16 protein-coding genes are annotated in these 17,101 nt (G+C 59.1%); 12 read left to right on the forward strand and 4 right to left on the reverse strand.

Annotated elements, in window-relative coordinates:
* Window positions 1–29: 29 nt before the first annotated feature.
* Window positions 30–476 carry a response regulator gene (locus NQL71_RS00425; protein WP_046818227.1) on the reverse strand — a complete coding sequence of 149 codons (447 nt, stop codon included), beginning with the start codon at window positions 474–476 and terminating at the stop codon, window positions 30–32.
* Window positions 477–736: 260 nt separating this feature from the next.
* Here NQL71_RS00425 and NQL71_RS00430 point away from each other — a divergent pair, with 260 nt between their 5' ends.
* From NQL71_RS00430 to NQL71_RS00475, 10 genes are all read left to right on the forward strand, one after another.
* Window positions 737–2,671, forward strand: coding sequence for a putative nucleotidyltransferase substrate binding domain-containing protein (locus tag NQL71_RS00430; protein WP_316252129.1), 1,935 nt, complete (start codon window positions 737–739; stop codon window positions 2,669–2,671).
* Entirely contained in the window at window positions 2,668–3,375 is a 708-nt protein-coding gene (locus NQL71_RS00435; protein WP_248685927.1) for a 3'-5' exonuclease, read from the forward strand. Before NQL71_RS00430 ends, NQL71_RS00435 begins: the two co-directional genes overlap by 4 nt.
* Before the next feature lie 153 nt (window positions 3,376–3,528).
* On the forward strand, window positions 3,529–4,047 hold the full coding sequence (locus NQL71_RS00440; RefSeq protein WP_046818230.1) for an RNA polymerase sigma factor: 519 nt from the start codon (window positions 3,529–3,531) through the stop codon (window positions 4,045–4,047).
* Window positions 4,044–5,006, forward strand: a complete 963-nt coding sequence (locus NQL71_RS00445) for a FecR domain-containing protein (RefSeq protein ID WP_077184615.1) — start codon at window positions 4,044–4,046, stop codon at window positions 5,004–5,006. The genes NQL71_RS00440 and NQL71_RS00445 overlap by 4 nt, the downstream gene beginning before the upstream one ends.
* Window positions 5,007–5,127: 121 nt before the next feature.
* The gene (locus tag NQL71_RS00450) at window positions 5,128–7,563 is read left to right on the forward strand and encodes a TonB-dependent siderophore receptor (protein ID WP_248685929.1); all 2,436 of its coding nucleotides are present in this window, start codon (window positions 5,128–5,130) and stop codon (window positions 7,561–7,563) included.
* A 72-nt stretch (window positions 7,564–7,635) separates the two neighbouring features.
* Window positions 7,636–8,766: a PepSY-associated TM helix domain-containing protein gene (locus NQL71_RS00455; RefSeq protein ID WP_274642144.1), complete on the forward strand. Its 1,131-nt coding sequence runs from the start codon at window positions 7,636–7,638 to the stop codon at window positions 8,764–8,766.
* The gene (locus tag NQL71_RS00460; RefSeq protein WP_046818234.1) at window positions 8,763–8,942 is read left to right on the forward strand and encodes a hypothetical protein; all 180 of its coding nucleotides are present in this window, start codon (window positions 8,763–8,765) and stop codon (window positions 8,940–8,942) included. The genes NQL71_RS00455 and NQL71_RS00460 overlap by 4 nt, the downstream gene beginning before the upstream one ends.
* Before the next feature lie 273 nt (window positions 8,943–9,215).
* On the forward strand, window positions 9,216–10,511 hold the full coding sequence (locus NQL71_RS00465) for an MFS transporter (RefSeq protein WP_248685931.1): 1,296 nt from the start codon (window positions 9,216–9,218) through the stop codon (window positions 10,509–10,511).
* Window positions 10,512–10,666: 155 nt separating this feature from the next.
* Complete coding sequence (locus tag NQL71_RS00470; protein WP_274642145.1) at window positions 10,667–11,296, forward strand: glutathione S-transferase; 630 nt, start codon at window positions 10,667–10,669, stop codon at window positions 11,294–11,296.
* A gap of 106 nt (window positions 11,297–11,402) precedes the next feature.
* Window positions 11,403–12,272, forward strand: coding sequence for an RHS repeat-associated core domain-containing protein (locus tag NQL71_RS00475; protein WP_274642146.1), 870 nt, complete (start codon window positions 11,403–11,405; stop codon window positions 12,270–12,272).
* Between the two features lie 53 nt (window positions 12,273–12,325).
* On the opposite strand, the gene rloA2 is transcribed toward NQL71_RS00475, so the two are convergent.
* Window positions 12,326–12,832 (reverse strand): retropepsin-like aspartic peptidase RloA2, encoded by a 507-nt coding sequence (gene rloA2, locus NQL71_RS00480; protein WP_046818236.1) that lies wholly within the window; start codon window positions 12,830–12,832, stop codon window positions 12,326–12,328.
* Window positions 12,833–12,998: 166 nt separating this feature from the next.
* Here rloA2 and yihG point away from each other — a divergent pair, with 166 nt between their 5' ends.
* Window positions 12,999–13,886 carry a 1-acylglycerol-3-phosphate O-acyltransferase, YihG family gene (yihG, locus tag NQL71_RS00485; protein ID WP_274642147.1) on the forward strand — a complete coding sequence of 296 codons (888 nt, stop codon included), beginning with the start codon at window positions 12,999–13,001 and terminating at the stop codon, window positions 13,884–13,886.
* Here the strand turns inward: yihG and NQL71_RS00490 are convergent, their stop codons facing one another.
* Complete coding sequence (locus NQL71_RS00490) at window positions 13,887–14,465, reverse strand: DUF2780 domain-containing protein (RefSeq protein ID WP_248685935.1); 579 nt, start codon at window positions 14,463–14,465, stop codon at window positions 13,887–13,889.
* A gap of 222 nt (window positions 14,466–14,687) precedes the next feature.
* Here NQL71_RS00490 and NQL71_RS00495 point away from each other — a divergent pair, with 222 nt between their 5' ends.
* Window positions 14,688–15,677 (forward strand): RHS repeat-associated core domain-containing protein, encoded by a 990-nt coding sequence (locus NQL71_RS00495; RefSeq protein ID WP_274642148.1) that lies wholly within the window; start codon window positions 14,688–14,690, stop codon window positions 15,675–15,677.
* A 46-nt stretch (window positions 15,678–15,723) separates the two neighbouring features.
* On the opposite strand, the gene fdhA is transcribed toward NQL71_RS00495, so the two are convergent.
* A complete protein-coding gene (gene fdhA / locus NQL71_RS00500; RefSeq protein WP_046818240.1) occupies window positions 15,724–16,923 on the reverse strand; it encodes a formaldehyde dehydrogenase, glutathione-independent in 1,200 nt (399 codons plus the stop codon).
* Between the last annotated feature and the right edge of the window lie 178 nt (window positions 16,924–17,101).

Consider the following 17,101-nt stretch of genomic DNA (forward strand, 5'->3'; position numbering starts at 1 on the left):
GGAGCCGCTTGCTGGCTCCTACAGATGGGTCAGGGATCCATGCCCAACTCATGCTTGACCAACCCCAGCAATTTGCCGCTATCAATGGGCTTGAGCAGGAAGTCCACCACACTCAGGTGCATCGCGGCGATGGCGTCTTTCACGTCGGCGTCGCCGGAGACGATGATGATCGGCATTGCCGCCCGAACCGACTCACGAACTTGACGAATCAGCTCCAGGCCATCGACATGACCCATGCGCAGGTCGGTGATCACCAGACCAATCGAGGGTTTCTCTTCCAACATCTTGAGTGCGGCTTCACCACTGGCCGCCGTCATGCAACGAATGCCGTCCAGGGCCAGAATCTCTGACAGTAACTCACGAGCGTCCTTGTCGTCGTCGACGATCAGCACCCGCTGCGGCGGCAAGTCGGGTTCCAGCATGACTGCACTAAGCGCCTCGCGCTCGGCATCACTCAAAATATCGTGGTCGGACATGGCATTCTCTACATGTTCAAGTCAATTCCCTAGCACAGTGGTGAGACATCGCTAAGCACACCACCAATGTGCACTCCGTCGGAAAATTTTCCAATAGGGGCAAGGTGAGGTTTTTCTCACGTTTGGGTAGGGTTTTTCCGACGCTGCATCACGTTTGCGGCCTACCTAGACTTACGTCCAATGGGCACCTCGACCTTAGGGGCCGACCATGGACGAGTCATCCGACAACAACAATTCAAAAAAAGACTGCGGTAATGGTTATGAGTAAAGCGGACGCCTTCACCCAGGCAGGGAAAACCGCGGTGTTGCAGAACATCCAGGGCACTTTGCAATTCCTTCAGCGCTTCCCGCCCTTCAACCAGATGGAACACGCCCACCTGGCGTATCTGGTCGAGCAATGCCAATTGCGCTTCTACGCTCCCGGCGAAAGCATCATCAAGCCCGCGGACGGCCCGGTTGAGCACTTTTACATCGTCAAGCAGGGTCGAGTGGTCGGCGAACGTCCGCACACGGCCAAGGGTGGCACCGAAACCACTTTTGAGATCACCACCGGCGAGTGTTTCCCCCTCGCTGCGTTGTTGGGTGAGCGTGCGACCCGCACCGAACATCTCGCCGCCGAAGACACCTTTTGCCTACAGCTGAACAAACTTGCATTCATCAAGTTGTTCGCCATTTCCGGTACCTTCCGCGACTTTGCCCTACGAGGCGTGAGCAGCCTGTTGGATCAGGTCAATCAGCAGGTTCAGCAAAAAGCCGTGGAAACCCTCGGCACCCAATACTCGCTCAACACCCGCCTGGGTGAATTGGCCATGCGCCATCCGGTGACGTGCAGCCCGAACACGCCCCTGCGCGAAGCCGTGACCCAAATGCACGAGCAGCAGGTCGGCAGCATCGTGATCGTCAATGAACACAAGGCGCCGCTGGGTATTTTCACCCTGCGCGATTTGCGCCATGTGGTGGCCAACGGCACCGGCGATTTCAGCGAGGCGATCGAGCGGCACATGACGCCGTCGCCGTTTTACCTGTCTCCGGACCACAGCGCCTTCGATGCCGCGATTGCAATGACCGAGCGGCATATCGCCCACGTCTGCCTGGTCAAGGATCAGCGCCTGTGCGGCGTGGTCTCGGAACGCGATCTGTTTTCCCTGCAACGGGTCGACCTGGTGCATCTGGCGCGCACCATCCGCAGCGCCCAGCGCGTGGAAAACCTGGTGCTGCTGCGGGGTGAGATCGGTCAACTGGTGGAACGCATGCTGGCCCATGGTGCGTCCTCGACCCAGATCACGCACATCATCACCCTGCTCAACGACCACACGGTGTGCCGCGTGATCGAACTGACCCTTGCCGAGAAAGGTGACCCTGGCATCCCGTTCAGCTGGCTGTGTTTCGGCAGCGAAGGTCGCCGCGAACAGACGCTGCACACCGACCAGGACAACGGCATTCTGTTCGAAGCGCGGGACGCGGCCCACGCCGCCGAGATTCGCGGAAAACTGCTGCCAATCGCCCATCAGATCAACCAGAGCCTGGCGCTCTGCGGTTTCACCCTGTGCAAAGGCAACATCATGGCCGGCAATCCCGAGCTGTGCCTGTCCCGAGCCGAATGGGCCCGGCGCTTTTCTGCGTTCATACGCGAGGCCACGCCGGAGAACCTGCTGGGATCGAGCATCTATTTCGATTTGCGCGTGGTTTGGGGCAGCGAGCAAGGCTGCGAACAGTTGCGTCGGGGGATTCTCGACCAGGTGGCCGACAACCGCTTGTTCCAGCGCATGATGGCTGAAAACGCGTTGCGCAATCGTCCTCCCGTAGGACGTTTCCGCGAGTTCGTGCTGGCGCGAAAAAATGGCGAGAAAGCGACCCTGGACCTGAAAGTCCAGGGCCTGACCCCCTTCGTCGACGGGGCGCGGCTACTCGCCCTCGCCCACGGCATCGAAGCGAACAACACGCTGGAGCGCTTTCGTCAGCTGGTGGCCAAGGAAGTCATCGAGCCGCTGGACGGCGCGGCGTACGAAGAGGCGTATCACTTCATCCAGCAAACCCGCATGCAGCAACATCAGTTGCAGACCCGGGAGAATTTGCCCTACTCCAACCGTGTCGACCCGGACAGCCTCAATCATCTGGATCGACGCATCCTGCGTGAATCCCTGCGCCAGGCTCAACGCCTGCAAAGCAGCCTGGCCCTGCGGTACCAACTATGAGTCTGTTTTCATGGCTGCGCCCCGCCGGCCCGAGCTTGTCCGCAGACCTGCAACAGCGCCTGCAACACCTGCCGACGGTCGGCGGATTGAGTGAATGCAGCCTGCGCGAGCAGCGCTGGGTCGTGCTCGACCTGGAAACCACCGGGCTGAACATGAACAAGGACCGGGTACTGTCCATTGGCGCGGTGGTGATCGAGGATGGCGCGATCGATTTCAGTCGGCAGTTCGAGCGCACGTTGCAATGCGCCGAACTCAAGCTCGGTCCCAGCGTGTTGATTCACGGCCTGGGGCCCAGTGCCATCGCCGCTGGCAGCGATCCGGCCGAGGCGCTGCTCGAATTCATGGAGTTTGTCGGCGACAGCCCGGTGCTGGCCTTTCATGCGCCCTTCGACCAGCACATGCTTGGTCGCGCATTGAAAGATCATTTGGGCTACAAGTTGCAGCATACCTTTCTGGATGTCGCGGACATCGCCCCGCTGCTGTGCCCGCAGGCCAATATCCGCGAGGCCGGCCTGGACGAGTGGATCGACTGGTTCAAACTGGAAGTCTTCGAACGTCACAACGCCAGCGCCGACGCCCTGGCCACGGCCGAACTGGCACTGATCCTGTTCAGCCGCGCGCGCCAGCAGCAGATTCATAGCCCGTTGAACCTGCAGCAGCGGTTGAATCAGTGGAAGCGGCGGCAGCAAACGCACTCCTTTTAACACCACCTCTCCCCTGTAGGAGCGTCGACCGGCTACTCCTACAGGGACCTACGACACCCCCTACCCGACCGGCGTCAATTGCTTACCTTCCTCGCCTCTGACACAATCGCGAACAATTCTCGTTAGTTAACACTTCCTAATCGGTGATGCTGCGTGTCGTCAGTCCCAAGCCCCCAAAGTGAGCTCGTCGGTGCGTTATATCGCGACCACCGCGGTTGGCTATTGGCCTGGCTACGTCGCAATGTCACCTGCCCGCAACGGGCCGAAGACCTGAGCCAGGACACCTTTGTGCGCTTGCTCGGACGCGAGGAACTGAAAGAGCCGCGCGAGCCGCGGGCGTTCCTGGTGGCGATTGCCAAGGGCCTGCTGTTCGACTACTTCCGCCGCGCCGCGCTGGAACAGGCCTACCTCACCGAATTGATGCTGATTCCAGAAACCGAACAACCCTCGGTGGAAGAACAGCAAATGATCCTCGAAGACCTGAAAAACATCGATCGCCTGCTGGGCAAGCTGTCGAGCAAGGCCCGCGCGGCGTTTCTCTTCAATCGTCTCGATGGCCTTGGCCACGCAGAAATCGCCGAGCGCCTCGGGGTATCGGTGCCGCGGGTGCGCCAGTACCTGGCCCAGGGCATTCGTCAGTGCTACATCGCCTTGTACGGTGAGCCGACATGAACCCGGTCAGTTCCAAGCCGGTGTCGGCGCAGGTGCTCGATGCCGCCATCGCCTGGCAACTGTCCCTGGACTCCGGCAGCCCGGTGGAACGCGAAGAGTTCGCCAAATGGCACGCGGCGCACGAAGAACACGCTCGCGCCTGGCGCCAACTGGGCATGCTCGACCAGCGTTTCAGCGTCGCCAGCGGCCCCGCCCGCACCGCCCTGCTGCAATCGCGCGAAGGCATTCGCCGCCGGGTGCGCAAGCTCGGCAGCGGCCTGGCCAGCGTCATTGCGGTGTTCGGGTTGGCGCTGTTTGCCGGTGAGCGTTACCTGCCGATCGACTATTGGCTGGCTGACCAGCGCACCGCCACCGGCGAACAACGCACCCTTCGCCTGGACGATGGCACCCTGATCAATCTCAACACCCACAGTGCGGTAGACGTGCGTTTCGATGAGAAGCAGCGACTGGTCGTTTTGCAGGAAGGCGAGATCCTTATCGAAACCGGTCACGGCGATGCACGGCCATTTATCGTTGAAACCCGCGAAGGCCGCATGCGTGCCTTGGGCACGCGGTTCCTGGTCAAGCGTGAAGAGCAAGGCACGCGCTTGAGCGTGCTGCAATCGGCGGTGGCCGCCCATCCGCAATCGAGTCCTGACGAGCAGATTCTGCGCGAGGGCCAGCAAATGCTGATCCGCAGCGACGGCCTCGGCCCGATTGCCGCGCTTGACCTCGGCACCGATGCCTGGACCCGCGGCATGTTGGTGGTGGACAACGCGCGGCTGGAAGACCTGGTGCGTGAAATCGGTCGCTATCGCCCGGGGCATTTGGGTGTGGCAGCGGAAGTGGCTGACCTGCGGATCACCGGTAGCTTTCCACTCAAGGACACCAACCTGGCGCTGAGCGCATTGCTGCCGACCCTGCCCGTGCAGATCGAACAGCACACGCCATGGTGGGTGACTGTGGCGGCAAAGCACTGACCGGTTGGGCCCGACGCACCTCAATTGATGAATCGAAATTATTTTCATCCATCCCTATCACTTTTTGATTTTCGTCCGGCACATAGGCAATTGAGAAGTATTGCCTTTCAGGAGCCGCTGTATGTCCCGTTCGCTAGACACCTTGTTGCGCCCCGGTTTGCTGGCGCTTGCCATTGCCTTTTGCACCCCTTTGGCCAGCAGCCAACTGATCGCCGCTGAACAGGCGTCCAACGTTCGCACTTACCATCTACCGTCCGCTCCGCTGGCCAGCACCCTGAACCAGATTGCCAGCCAGGCTGGTCTTGCGCTGTCGTTGAACCCGTCGCTGGCGACGGGCAAGACTTCGGCCCCGGTCGAAGGCCAGTTCGATGCTGCCGGCGCCTTGCGCGAAGCCCTGCGCGGCACCGGATTGCAACTGGAACAGAGCGGCGCTACCTACACCCTGGTGGCCGTGCCCGAGGGCGTGATGGACCTGCCGGCGACCAGCGTGATAGGCGTGGAAGCAGACACTGAAAACGCCTGGGGCCCGGTGCAAGGCTACCTGGCCAAGCGCACGGCAGCCGGAACCAAGACGGATACGGCACTGGCCGAAGTACCGCGCTCGATCTCTGTCGCCACCCGCGAGCAGATGCAGGACCGTGCCGTACAAAATCTGGATGATGCCGTACGTTACATGCCCGGGGTCATTGCCAGCAGCTACGGCAGCGATAGCCGGGCCGAGTGGCTGAAGGTTCGGGGATTTGAGCCCACCCAGTTCCTCGATGGCTTGCCGTTACCCAAGGGCACTTACACCATGCCGAAGATGGAGACCTGGGACCTTGAGCGCGTAGCCCTGCTGCGTGGCCCTGCGTCCTCGCTGTATGGCCAGACACCGCCAGGCGGGATGCTCGACATGGTCAGTCGGCGCCCTGATGCATTGGCCAGCAACGAAGTGCAATTGCAGGTCGGTAGCTACGAGCGCAAGCAGGTCAGCTTCGACAGCACCGGTCCGGTCGATGACGAAGGGCGTTTTTTGTACCGTGTCAGCGGTGTGGTGCGCGATAGCAACACCACCATCGAGCACATTGACGACAAGCGTTACAACATCGCCCCCAGCCTTACCTGGAACATCGATCCCGACACCACGCTGACTTTCCTCAGCCAGTACAACCGTGACGATACCGGCACCACCAGCCAGTTCCTTCCGTTGCAAGGCACCAAACTGTCCACCCCCGCAGGAGAAGTTAAATTCCACAAGAATCTCGGTGATCCAGAATGGGAGTTCTACGACAAGACCTATTACGCGTTGGGTTATGCCTTTGAGCACCGGATGAACGACATCTGGCAGTTCCGCCAGAACCTTCGCTACACCAAGAGCGATCTGTCCTTCCAGAGCATCACCTCGGGCGGTTTCTACGGTTCGGTCGCAGACGACGGCACCCTGTCCCGGGGTGCCAACGTAGTTGACGAGGACCTCAGCCAGTTCGCCGTGGACAACAATTTCCAGGCCGATTTCGACACCGCTGCGATCAAGCACACACTGCTGCTGGGGCTGGATCACCAACGCGTCAACACCAACTACAAATGGCTGTACGGCAGCGCGCCAACCAGCAACATCACCAACCCGATTTACGGCCAGGACTTCAGTAACGTCCAATACACCGCGCTCAACGACTACAACCAGAAGACCCATGACACAGGCCTCTACGCCCAGGACCAGATGGCCCTCGACAACTGGCGCCTGACCCTGGGCGGTCGGCAGGACTGGCTGCACACGGATTCGACGTTCTACAACATGAACAACGCCAAGGACACCCGCGACGACACCCAATTCAGCGGCAACGCGGCCATCAGCTATGTGTTCGACTCCGGCTTTACACCTTACGTCTCTTACGCCGAATCCTTCCAGGCAGAAGCGGGTGGCGCCAACGGCGAGGCCTTCCGCCCGGGAACCGGCAAGCAATATGAAGTGGGGCTCAAGTACCAGCCTCCGGGTACCGACATGCTGTTCACAGCGGCGGCCTATGACTTGACCCGCAAGGACATCGTACTCAGCGACACCCTGGGCGTATCTCGCCCACTGGGTGAAGCGAAAGTACGTGGCTTCGAGCTGGAAGCGACCGGTGACGTCAACGAAAACCTGAACCTGACCGCCTCTTACACCTACGCCAACAGCAAGATGACCAAGGTCACCGACCCACTGGACAAAAACCGTCCGCTGCCACTGACCCCGGAAAACCAGGCTGCTGCATGGGCTGACTACACCTGGCATACCGGTGTTCTTGACGGCTTCGGAATCGGCTTCGGCGTGCGCTATGTCGGCGAAACCGACAACATCGCCATCGGCAGCATGGCCTTCGTACGCGATCCATCGGATGGCCATAGCGATTCCTATACCGTCTACGATGCGGGCGTTCATTACGACCTTGGCCGCCTGGACAATGTCCTCAAGGGCGTCAGTGTCAGCGTCAATGCCAACAACGTATTCGACAAGGAATACATATCGACCTGCGACGGCTTCTACTGCTACTACGGCGACCGTCGCAACGTCATGGCCAGCCTTGACTACAAGTGGTAACGGCTTGACCTGACACGCCCAACGACCCGGCCGTCCTTCTTGGACGGCTTCGGTTTTTCTGAAGGCTACGAAATGAAAAGTAAAACAATTCGCCGCTGGTCCTTCGTCCACACCTGGACCAGCCTGATCTGCACCGTGTTTTTGCTGATGCTGGCACTGACCGGCCTGCCGTTGATCTTCCACCATGAGATCGATCATCTGCTGGGCGATGCTGCCGAGTTGAAGCAAATGCCGGCGAACACCCCCCAGCTTGATTTGCAGCAGTTGGTGCAGGCGGCTGAAAAACATCGTCCCGGCGAAGTCATGCAGTACTTCGGTTTCGACGAGGACGAACCCAACGGTGCGATTGCGATCATGGCGGCCACTGCCGGCACCGAACCGAACTCGTCCCACACCTTCATGCTCGACGCCCGCACTGGCGAAGCGCTGGAGATGCCGTCGGCCAATGGCGGCTTCATGATGGTCATGCTGCGCCTGCACGTGGACATGTTCGCCGGGCTGCCGGGCAAATTGCTGCTGGCATTCATGGGCTTGTTGTTCGTCGTCGCGATTGTCTCCGGCACCCTGTTGTACCTGCCGTTCATGCGCCGCTTGAAATTCGCGACCGTGCGCCAGGACAAATCCTCTCGCCTGCGCTGGCTCGACCTGCATAACCTGATTGGCGTAGTGACCTTGACCTGGGCTTTGGTGGTCGGCGTGACCGGCGTGATCAGCGCCTGTGCCGACCTGCTGATCGCCGCGTGGCGCAACGACAGCTTGAGCGCGATGGTCGCCCCGTATCGCGATGCGCCGCCGTTGACGCAACTGGCACCGGCTACCCGCCTGCTCGACATCGCCAAGGAAGTCGCCCCCGGCATGCAGCCGGATTTCATCGCCTTCCCCGGCACACGATTCTCCAGCGAGCATCATTACGCGGTCTTCATGAAAGGCAGCACGCACCTGACCTCGCACCTGCTCACGCCGGTACTGATCGACGCCAGCACCCTGCAAGTCACCGCCGTCGCCGAGCGCCCCTGGTACATGGACGCCATGGGCATGTCGCAGCCGTTGCACTTCGGTGACTACGGCGGCATGCCGATGCAAATCCTCTGGGCGACCCTGGATGTGCTGACGATCATTGTGCTCGGCAGCGGCGTCTACCTGTGGATGGTGCGGCGCAAGGCAGCGAAACCCGTACTGGAAAAAGCGGAGAGCGTGGCATGAGGCCCCGGCAGTCGAATTTCTGGAAGGTGTTCGCCACCCCTACCGTCATCGCCTTGTTCAGTGCAGCGGGGTTATTTGCCGCGCTGCTCGGTGACGGCGTATGGGATGCCCTGAGCTGGCTTGGCCTGGGTATTCCAGCTGCCCTCGCCTTGCGCGGCCTGCTTCAGCGCCGATAAACCGCCCTCTCCGCAGGAGCGAGCTTGCTCGCGACAAACCTGAGAACGCCTCTGGGAGCCAGACTTCCAGCGTTGTATTGAAGGCCATCGCGAGCAAGCTCGCTCCTACAGTCATACGACGACAATCGCCCCCGCCCGTCGGCTCTCCTTGCGAAATCTCTGACATATTTGTTGACACATTCACCCTTGCACTCCTATAAAGGCGCATGTTGTACGACAACCTACAACAAATGCGATACCCATAATAAATCCAAGAAAAATGACGGTGATGTGATGAAAGTCAAAGGCATCCGCTGGTGGATGGTCGGTCTGGTAACAGTCGGTCTGATCGTCAACTACCTCGCTCGCAATACCCTGTCAGTGGCCGCCCCGACCCTGATGAGCGAAATGAACATTTCCACCGAACAGTACTCGCACATCGTCGTTGCCTGGCAGGTTTGCTATGCGCTGATGCAACCGGTAGCCGGCTACATCATCGACGCCATCGGCACCAAGATGGGCTTCGCGATTTTTGCTTTCGCCTGGTCGATTGCCTGCGCATTGGCTGCACTGGCCAGTGGCTGGCAGGGCCTGGCGTTCGTTCGTGGCCTGCTCGGTCTGACGGAAGCGGCAGGCTTGCCGGCAGCCGTCAAAGCCACCACCGAATGGTTTCCGGCCAAGGAGCGCTCGGTCGCCATCGGCTGGTTCAACATCGGTTCGTCGATCGGCGCACTGCTGGCGCCACCCTTGGTGGTCTGGGCGATCCTGCACAGTGGCTGGGAACTGGCGTTCCTGATCGTCGGTGGCCTGGGCGTGCTCTGGAGCTTCCTGTGGGTGATCCTCTACAAGCATCCCCGGGATCAAAAGCGCCTGGGCGATGAAGAGCGCGCCTACATCCTCAGTGGCCAGGAAGAGCATTTCAAGGAGGCGACCACGAAAAAAGGCAGCTGGAAGAAGATCATCGGTAGCCGTAACTTCTACGCCATTGCCAGCGCGCGGATCCTTTCCGAGCCGGCCTGGCAGACCTTCAACGCCTGGATTCCGCTGTACCTGATGACCGAGCGGCACATGAACATCAAGGAGATCGCGATGTTCGCCTGGCTGCCGTTCCTCGCCGCCGACCTGGGCTGCGTACTCGGTGGCTACCTCAGCCCGTTCTTCCACAAGCATTGCAAAGTATCGCTGTTCACCTCGCGCAAAATGGTCCTGCTGTTCGGTGCTTCGTGCATGATCGGCCCGGCATGCATCGGCCTCGTCGCCAGCCCGTACACCGCGATTGCGCTGCTGTGCATCGGCGGCTTCGCCCACCAGACCTTGTCCGGCGCGCTGTATGCGATCACCTCTGACTCGTTCGGCAAAAACGAAGTGGCCACCGCTACCGGCATGGGCGGCATGTTCGGCTACCTCGGCGCGGCCGCTTTCACCCTGGTGTTTGGTGTGATGGTGACCAAGATTGGCTACAGCCCGCTGTTCGTGACCCTGGCGATTTTCGACATCGTCGCCGCGTTCATCGTCTGGACTGTTGCCCGGGAACTCAAGCCACAGCAGGCTGCTCAAAGCCCACAGACCGCCTTGCAGCCAGCGAGCTGAAGAAGATCCCCTGTAGGAGCGAGCCTGCTCGCGAAAGCGGCGTGTCAGACGGCAATGATGTCGACTGACGCGGCCCCTTCGCGAGCAAGCTCGCTCCTACATCATCGCCTCCACACGTTATGCTGCGTGACACCGCCACCGACCGAGTCACTGCCATGTCCACCCCGAGCATGACCCTCTACCACAACCCCCTCTCCCCCTTCGTCCGCAAAGTCATGGTGCTGCTGCACGAAACCGGTCAACAGGACCGTGTCGCCTTGCAGAACTGCGTACTCACGCCAGTCGACCCGGACCAGACACTGATCAACGACAACCCCCTGAGCAAGATCCCCGCCCTGCGCCTGGCCGACGGCAGCATCATCCACGACAGCCGGGTGATCCTCGATTACCTCGATCACCAGCACGTCGGCAACCCACTGATCCCCCGCGAAGGCTCGGCCCGCTGGCGGCGCCTGACCCTGGCCTCCATGGCCGATGGCATCATGGACGCTGCGGTACTGGTCCGTTATGAAGTTGCCCTGCGTGCCCCGGAAAAACACTGGGACCAATGGCTCGACGGCCAGCGCGAGAAAATCCGCCGTGCCCTGGCCTTGCTGGAAAAAGACGCGATGGCCGAGCTGGCCAGCCATTTCGACGTAGCGGCCATCAGTGTCGCCTGTGCGTTGGGCTATCTGGATCTGCGCCATCCGGATCTGGACTGGCGGGAGGCAAATCCGCAATTGGCGGCGTGGTATTTCGAAGTGAGCCAGCGACCTTCGATGCTGGCGACGATGCCGAAGGTTTGACGCAGAAGGCGCCATCACCCTAGTAGTTCTGATAGTAGGCAAAGCCTGAGAAAACTCCGATGCTGAAGCTCCGACTTAAGGGACCTTCAGCATCGGAGTTCAACCCATGCCTACGTCTTCACGCAAGACCATTCTGCTGGCAACTGATCAACAGCAGTCGGTGCTGAATGCACTGGATACGACGCAAAACCATCCCCTCGCCTATTCACCCTACGGCCACCGCCCCCCTGGAAACGGCTTGCTCAGCTTGCTCGGTTTTAACGGTGAACTGCCGGATTCGGTGACTGGGCATTATCATTTGGGGAAAGGGTATCGGCAGTTCAATCCGGTTTTGATGCGGTTTAACAGTCCGGATAGTTGGAGTCCGTTTGGCAGTGGAGGAATCAATGCATATGCATATTGCAATGGAGAGCCAGTACTTGGAACAGACCCAACAGGGCACTCAAATATATTCATGAGCGCTTGGAAAGGCTTTAAAAATACCTTTTTTGGAAGGATCCCAAAAAGACAAAGAACACGGACACCTGTTGCTACACCCACCGCAGCGACATCACAAACCTCTATCAACCCACACCATCCAAAAAACGCCTCGACCTTCGACTTCGACAATTTATCCGAAGCAAAAAAACAACCAAATCGCCAGATACAAGGCAGGAAAAACTTCCCCCCGCAGCCTGAAGCAAGTGCAAAAAGCATCGCAATTGCAGCCAATGAGAAGCCCACAAAGGCAAAGTTAAAGTTAAAGTTAAAGTTAAAGTTAAAGTTAAATCAATCAGAACCCACTAGTCACATACAACATAACAACCTACTAGCGACCACTCAGAATGAATATATTAAATCTGCACCACTCGAAAAGTTAATTGCGGGTTATTACGAACTATCGAAGAACATGGAACGGCCGGGGCCTTCACGCCAAATACAAGAATTATCAGCCTTAGAAAATGAAATTATCCGCCGCACAAATAAACAGATCTAAAGAAGCTGAAGTTTAGTTGAGCGGGTGAACGGTCATGGTTGATGCGATGTCATTCAACAATCCGGCTTGTCCGCCGTAAACCGCCGAGCCGGATTCACCGCCGCGCCAAATTCACGCAACGCCTTCGCACCAATCAACAGAGGGTAATTAAAGCTGCTGCGGTCTGTCAGATTGACCTCAACCGTGCGTTTGACATTGCCCAGGCACAATTCCAGATCGACCACCGGACGCTTGGTGGGCGCGATCACTTCGCTGTCATCCTCGTCCTCTTCGGAACGGGTCTTGATCTTGCTGATGCGCGCAACCTTATGTTCATAGACCTTGTTGCTCGCACCCTTGGTAGCCAGGCGGAAACGCACCCAATCTTCACCATCGCGAGTGAAGGTTTCGATGTCCTTGGCCGACAGCGAAGCGGTCAGGGCGCCGGTGTCCATTTTCGCCTTTAGTACTTCACCGCCGATTTCCGGCAGCGCGATGTATTCGTAGCGACCGTACAGGGTCGGCTCGGCGGCCATGACCGGCAGGGCGAGGAGTGAAAGCAATGCTAGAAGGGATCTCACGTACTGGGTGTCCTTGAGGGAAGAGGCAGCGAAATTTTAGACCGTTGTTGAGCTGATCGTTCCCACGAGGTTAACGGTTCAAAGGTGAAACATTCGTCAGCAGCGATTTGGCCTGTCGCTCGAAGCTGCTTATCATGGCGCGCCCAAACGCTTCCAAGAGTTATTTATGCGCCGCCTGCTCACCGGCTGTTTCGTTGCCCTGCTGCTGTTACTCAACACCCTGGTCCTGATCGGGCCGCTGATGGTGTTTGCCTTGCTCAAGCTGGTCCTGCCCGGGCGCTTTCGCGATTACGCCTCCTGGGCGGTGATGTGGATTGCCGAGACCTGGTCGGAAATCGACAAGCTGATCTTTCGCCTGTGCATTCCCACGCAATGGGACATTCGCGGCGGCGACGATCTGCGGCGTGACACTTCGTATCTGGTGATCAGCAACCATCAATCCTGGGTCGATATCCCGGCACTGATCCAGACGCTGAACCGCCGCACACCATTCTTCAAATTCTTCCTCAAGAAAGAACTGATCTGGGTGCCGTTCCTGGGCCTGGCGTGGTGGGCGCTGGATTACCCGTTCATGAAGCGCTACAGCAAGGCATTTCTGGCCAGGCATCCGGAGTTGGCGGGCAAGGATCTGGAGATCACCAGGCAAGCCTGCGAGTTGTTCAAGCGCCAGCCGGTGACGGTGGTCAATTACCTGGAAGGCACCCGTTTCACTGCGGCCAAAAGCGCTCAGCAGCAATCACCGTTCACCCACCTGCTCAAGCCCAAGGCCGGTGGCGTGGCGTTTGTATTGGCGGCGCTGGGTGAACAGCTGGATGCGATTCTCGACGTGACCGTGGTGTATCCGCAGCCGGCGATTCCGGGGTTCTGGGACTTGATCAGCGGTAACGTGCCGCGGGTCATCATCGACATCACGACCCGCGAGCTAGACCCGGCGCTGTGGCAGGGCGATTACGAAAACGATCCGCTGTTTCGCGAGAAGGTCCAGAACTGGGTCAACCAGCTCTGGATCGAGAAGGATCGACGCATCGACGATTTGCGCGCTGAACGTCGCTGATCAACTGCCGATTCCACTGCTGATAGCAGTGCTTGTGCCGGCACCCCAAATGCCACCCAGGCTTTGCAGCAGCGAACCGCCGACACCCTGCTGACCGAAGTATTGCAGGATCACCGGCGCAAACACGCCGATCATGCCGGTGTCCATGCCCAGGGCGCTGAAGGCGTTGTTCAGGTCATTGGTGTCCTTGACGTTGCCCAGGGCGTTATCCAGCCCTGCGGTTTTGCCGGTCGCACCCAGCAAACCAGCGAGCGCGCCCAGCTCACCGCCGCCCGACAGTGTGTCGATCCCCGGCACGCTTTTGGCCAGTTCCGAATAATCGGTCGAGCTCAGTTGATTCTTCGCCAGCCCCAGCATCGCCCCGGCGCCGCCGACGGCTTGTTGTGGCGTCACATTCAGTTGGCTGAGCGCGCCCAGCAGGTCCGCAGTCTCCGAAGTCGGCGCGGCCTCTGTGGCCGCGTTGCCGCCCTTCATCCCCGCAATGGCATTGGCCGCATCGCTCAGGCTGAACTGTGCGAAGACCGGGCTGGCCACCAGGATCATCAGCGAAGCCAGTACAAAACCGCGTGAAATCTTCATCCAGACATCCTCTTGTGCCATGAAAACGCCCGGCTCCGGGCGCAAAGCTGCCGGTTTGACCGGGTATGCACGGGCATGTTCCTCAGGCACGCGCCCATTTTCAACCCGCTCGTCGCAACGCGGCTCAGAAGGCGATAAACCTATCAGATCTGATAGTAGGCAGTCTGGGTCAGTTGCGTCACAGTAATCCCTGAATCGACTAACCTTTCAGGAAGTCCGGCCATGCTGCCCAATCGAGAAGCGCTGCTCTGTCGTTATCACTATGACCCGTTGGATCGACTGATTAACAGCACTACGTCGGTGTCGGCAAACACAAAGCGTTTCTACCTGAAAGATCGCCTGGCCACCGAGATTCAAGGTGCGATGCAGCGTTCGATCATGCAGCACGAAGATAAATTGCTAGCGCAGCAGCATAGCCACAACGACACCCTGCAAACCCGTTTGCTCGCAACCGACCAACAATGCTCAGTGTTGAACGTGCTCGATGCCGGCCCACTTCATTCCTTCGCCTACACCCCCTATGGTCATCGTGCACTGGAAAGCGGCTTGCTCAGCCTGCTCGGCTTCAATGGCGAACGGCCGGATTCGGTGACCGGGTGTTATTTGTTGGGGAATGGTTATCGGGCGTTCAACCCGGTGCTGATGAGGTTTAACAGTCCGGACAGTTGGAGTCCGTTTTGGCAAGGGGGATTGAATGCATATGCTTATTGCGGGGGAGATCCGAGGAATCAGCGAGATCCAACTGGACACTCATTTTGGCTGACGAGGCTGTTCAAGGGCATTGGTAATATATTTGGGCTTAGACAGGCATCGCCGACTCGTACTGTTAGTATTGCCAGCACCCGTAGTACGATGAGTTTGGCAGATGAGCTACAACCACCTGCGTATTTTCCGCATCACGCACCACCTTCGTACACTCCCCCCTCATCAAGTATGCCTTCCACCACACAATGGAGCTTGCCCTCACCAGTGGGACGTAGAACTTCATCAGCGAGCATTAGCAGCAGCAATGACAGCATCCACCTAGGAATATCTGGTCTGGAAGCGCCGCGACTCAAATCTTCATTCCCAAGTTCACCACCTACTGACCCACCTACTTATAGTGCGTCTCAAACAACCACCGCTCGGGAGATCATAACTAGCTTTGCCGTTGAAACAGTAAAGCCACGTCGAATTGAAGTCCTAAAACGAATTCGTAGAACCAACACATAAGTACAAAAAAGGGCGACCTCAAGTCGCCCTTTTTCACCTACATTTCTTACGCCGCACTAAACAACTTATGCGGATCAATCACAAACTTCTTCGGCACACCCGCATCAAACTCGCCATAACCTTCCGGCGCTTGATCCAGGCTGATCACCTGCACACCCACCACTTCAGCAATGTTGATGCGGTCCCACATGATCGCCTGCATCAGCTGGCGGTTGTACTTCATGACCGGGGTCTGGCCGGTGTGGAAGCTGTGGGATTTGGCCCAGCCCAGGCCGAAGCGGATGCTCAGGCTGCCCATTTTCGCGGCGGCATCCACAGCACCTGGATCTTCGGTGACGTAGAGGCCAGGGATGCCGATCTTGCCGGCCACGCGCACCACGCCCATCAGCGAGTTGAGCACGGTGGCCGGGGCTTCGTGCTTGACGCCGTCATGGCCGTGGCCGCGGGCTTCGAAGCCTACGGCGTCGATGGCGCAATCCACTTCCGGTTCGCCCAGCAGCGCAGCGATCTGTTCGTGCAGCGGGGTGTCGGAGGACAGGTCGGCGATTTCGAAACCCTGGGCCTTGGCGTGGGCCAGGCGGATGGTATTGACGTCACCGACGATGACCACCGCCGCGCCCAGCAGGCGAGCGGATGCGGCGGCGGCCAGGCCGACCGGGCCGGCGCCAGCGATGTACACGGTGCTGCCTGGGCCAACGCCGGCCGTTACGGCACCGTGGTAGCCGGTTGGAAGGATGTCGGAGAGGCAGGTCAGGTCGCGGATTTTCTCCATGGCCCGGTCGCGGTCCGGCAGTTTCAGCAGGTTGAAGTCGGCGTACGGCACCATGGCGTATTCAGCCTGGCCACCGGTCCAGTCACCCATGTCGACGTAACCGTAGGCACCGCCCGGACGGGCCGGGTTGACGCTCAGGCACACGCCGGTGTGCATTTCCTTGCAGGAACGGCAGCGCCCGCAAGCCACGTTGAACGGCACGGACACCAGGTCGCCGATCTGCAGGTTCTCGACGTCGCTGCCCTTCTCGATCACTTCACCGGTGATTTCGTGGCCCAGTACCAGGCCGGTTTGCGCAGTGGTACGACCGCGCACCATGTGCTGGTCAGAACCACAGATGTTGGTGGAAACCACACGCAGGATGACGGCGTGGTTGATCTTCCTGCCGCGCGGGTCCTGCATTTTCGGATAGTCGATTTTCTGTACTTCGACCTTGCCAGCGCCGAGATACACCACACCACGATTGCCAGACATGCTTTCACCTCGCTGTTGTTTTTATGTAGCGGTCGCGTCGCCATGAAGCGGCGGCGCGTTGATTGCTCTGGTTGTTGCCTGTGTGTCTTGTGTTGCCTGATAGGGCTTCTTCGCGAGCAGGCTCGCTCCCACAGTTGATCGGGGGTGTACACAAGTCTGTGACCAACACAAAACCTGT

This window comes from Pseudomonas serbica (genome assembly GCF_028823535.1).
In the GTDB taxonomy this organism is placed as follows: domain Bacteria; phylum Pseudomonadota; class Gammaproteobacteria; order Pseudomonadales; family Pseudomonadaceae; genus Aquipseudomonas; species Aquipseudomonas serbica.

Bases quoted from the DNA above. Each gene is read 5' to 3' on its own strand.
- NQL71_RS00425 (WP_046818227.1), bottom strand. From the start codon at position 476: ATGTCCGACCACGATATTTTGAGTGATGCCGAGCGCGAGGCGCTTAGT.
- NQL71_RS00430 (WP_316252129.1), top strand. From the start codon at position 737: ATGAGTAAAGCGGACGCCTTCACCCAGGCAGGGAAAACCGCGGTGTTG.
- NQL71_RS00435 (WP_248685927.1), top strand. From the start codon at position 2,668: ATGAGTCTGTTTTCATGGCTGCGCCCCGCCGGCCCGAGCTTGTCCGCA.
- NQL71_RS00445 (WP_077184615.1), top strand. From the start codon at position 4,044: ATGAACCCGGTCAGTTCCAAGCCGGTGTCGGCGCAGGTGCTCGATGCC.
- NQL71_RS00450 (WP_248685929.1), top strand. From the start codon at position 5,128: ATGTCCCGTTCGCTAGACACCTTGTTGCGCCCCGGTTTGCTGGCGCTT.
- NQL71_RS00455 (WP_274642144.1), top strand. From the start codon at position 7,636: ATGAAAAGTAAAACAATTCGCCGCTGGTCCTTCGTCCACACCTGGACC.
- NQL71_RS00460 (WP_046818234.1), top strand. From the start codon at position 8,763: ATGAGGCCCCGGCAGTCGAATTTCTGGAAGGTGTTCGCCACCCCTACC.
- NQL71_RS00465 (WP_248685931.1), top strand. From the start codon at position 9,216: ATGAAAGTCAAAGGCATCCGCTGGTGGATGGTCGGTCTGGTAACAGTC.
- NQL71_RS00470 (WP_274642145.1), top strand. From the start codon at position 10,667: ATGTCCACCCCGAGCATGACCCTCTACCACAACCCCCTCTCCCCCTTC.
- NQL71_RS00475 (WP_274642146.1), top strand. From the start codon at position 11,403: ATGCCTACGTCTTCACGCAAGACCATTCTGCTGGCAACTGATCAACAG.
- yihG (WP_274642147.1), top strand. From the start codon at position 12,999: ATGCGCCGCCTGCTCACCGGCTGTTTCGTTGCCCTGCTGCTGTTACTC.
- NQL71_RS00490 (WP_248685935.1), bottom strand. From the start codon at position 14,465: ATGAAGATTTCACGCGGTTTTGTACTGGCTTCGCTGATGATCCTGGTG.
- NQL71_RS00495 (WP_274642148.1), top strand. From the start codon at position 14,688: ATGCTGCCCAATCGAGAAGCGCTGCTCTGTCGTTATCACTATGACCCG.
- fdhA (WP_046818240.1), bottom strand. From the start codon at position 16,923: ATGTCTGGCAATCGTGGTGTGGTGTATCTCGGCGCTGGCAAGGTCGAA.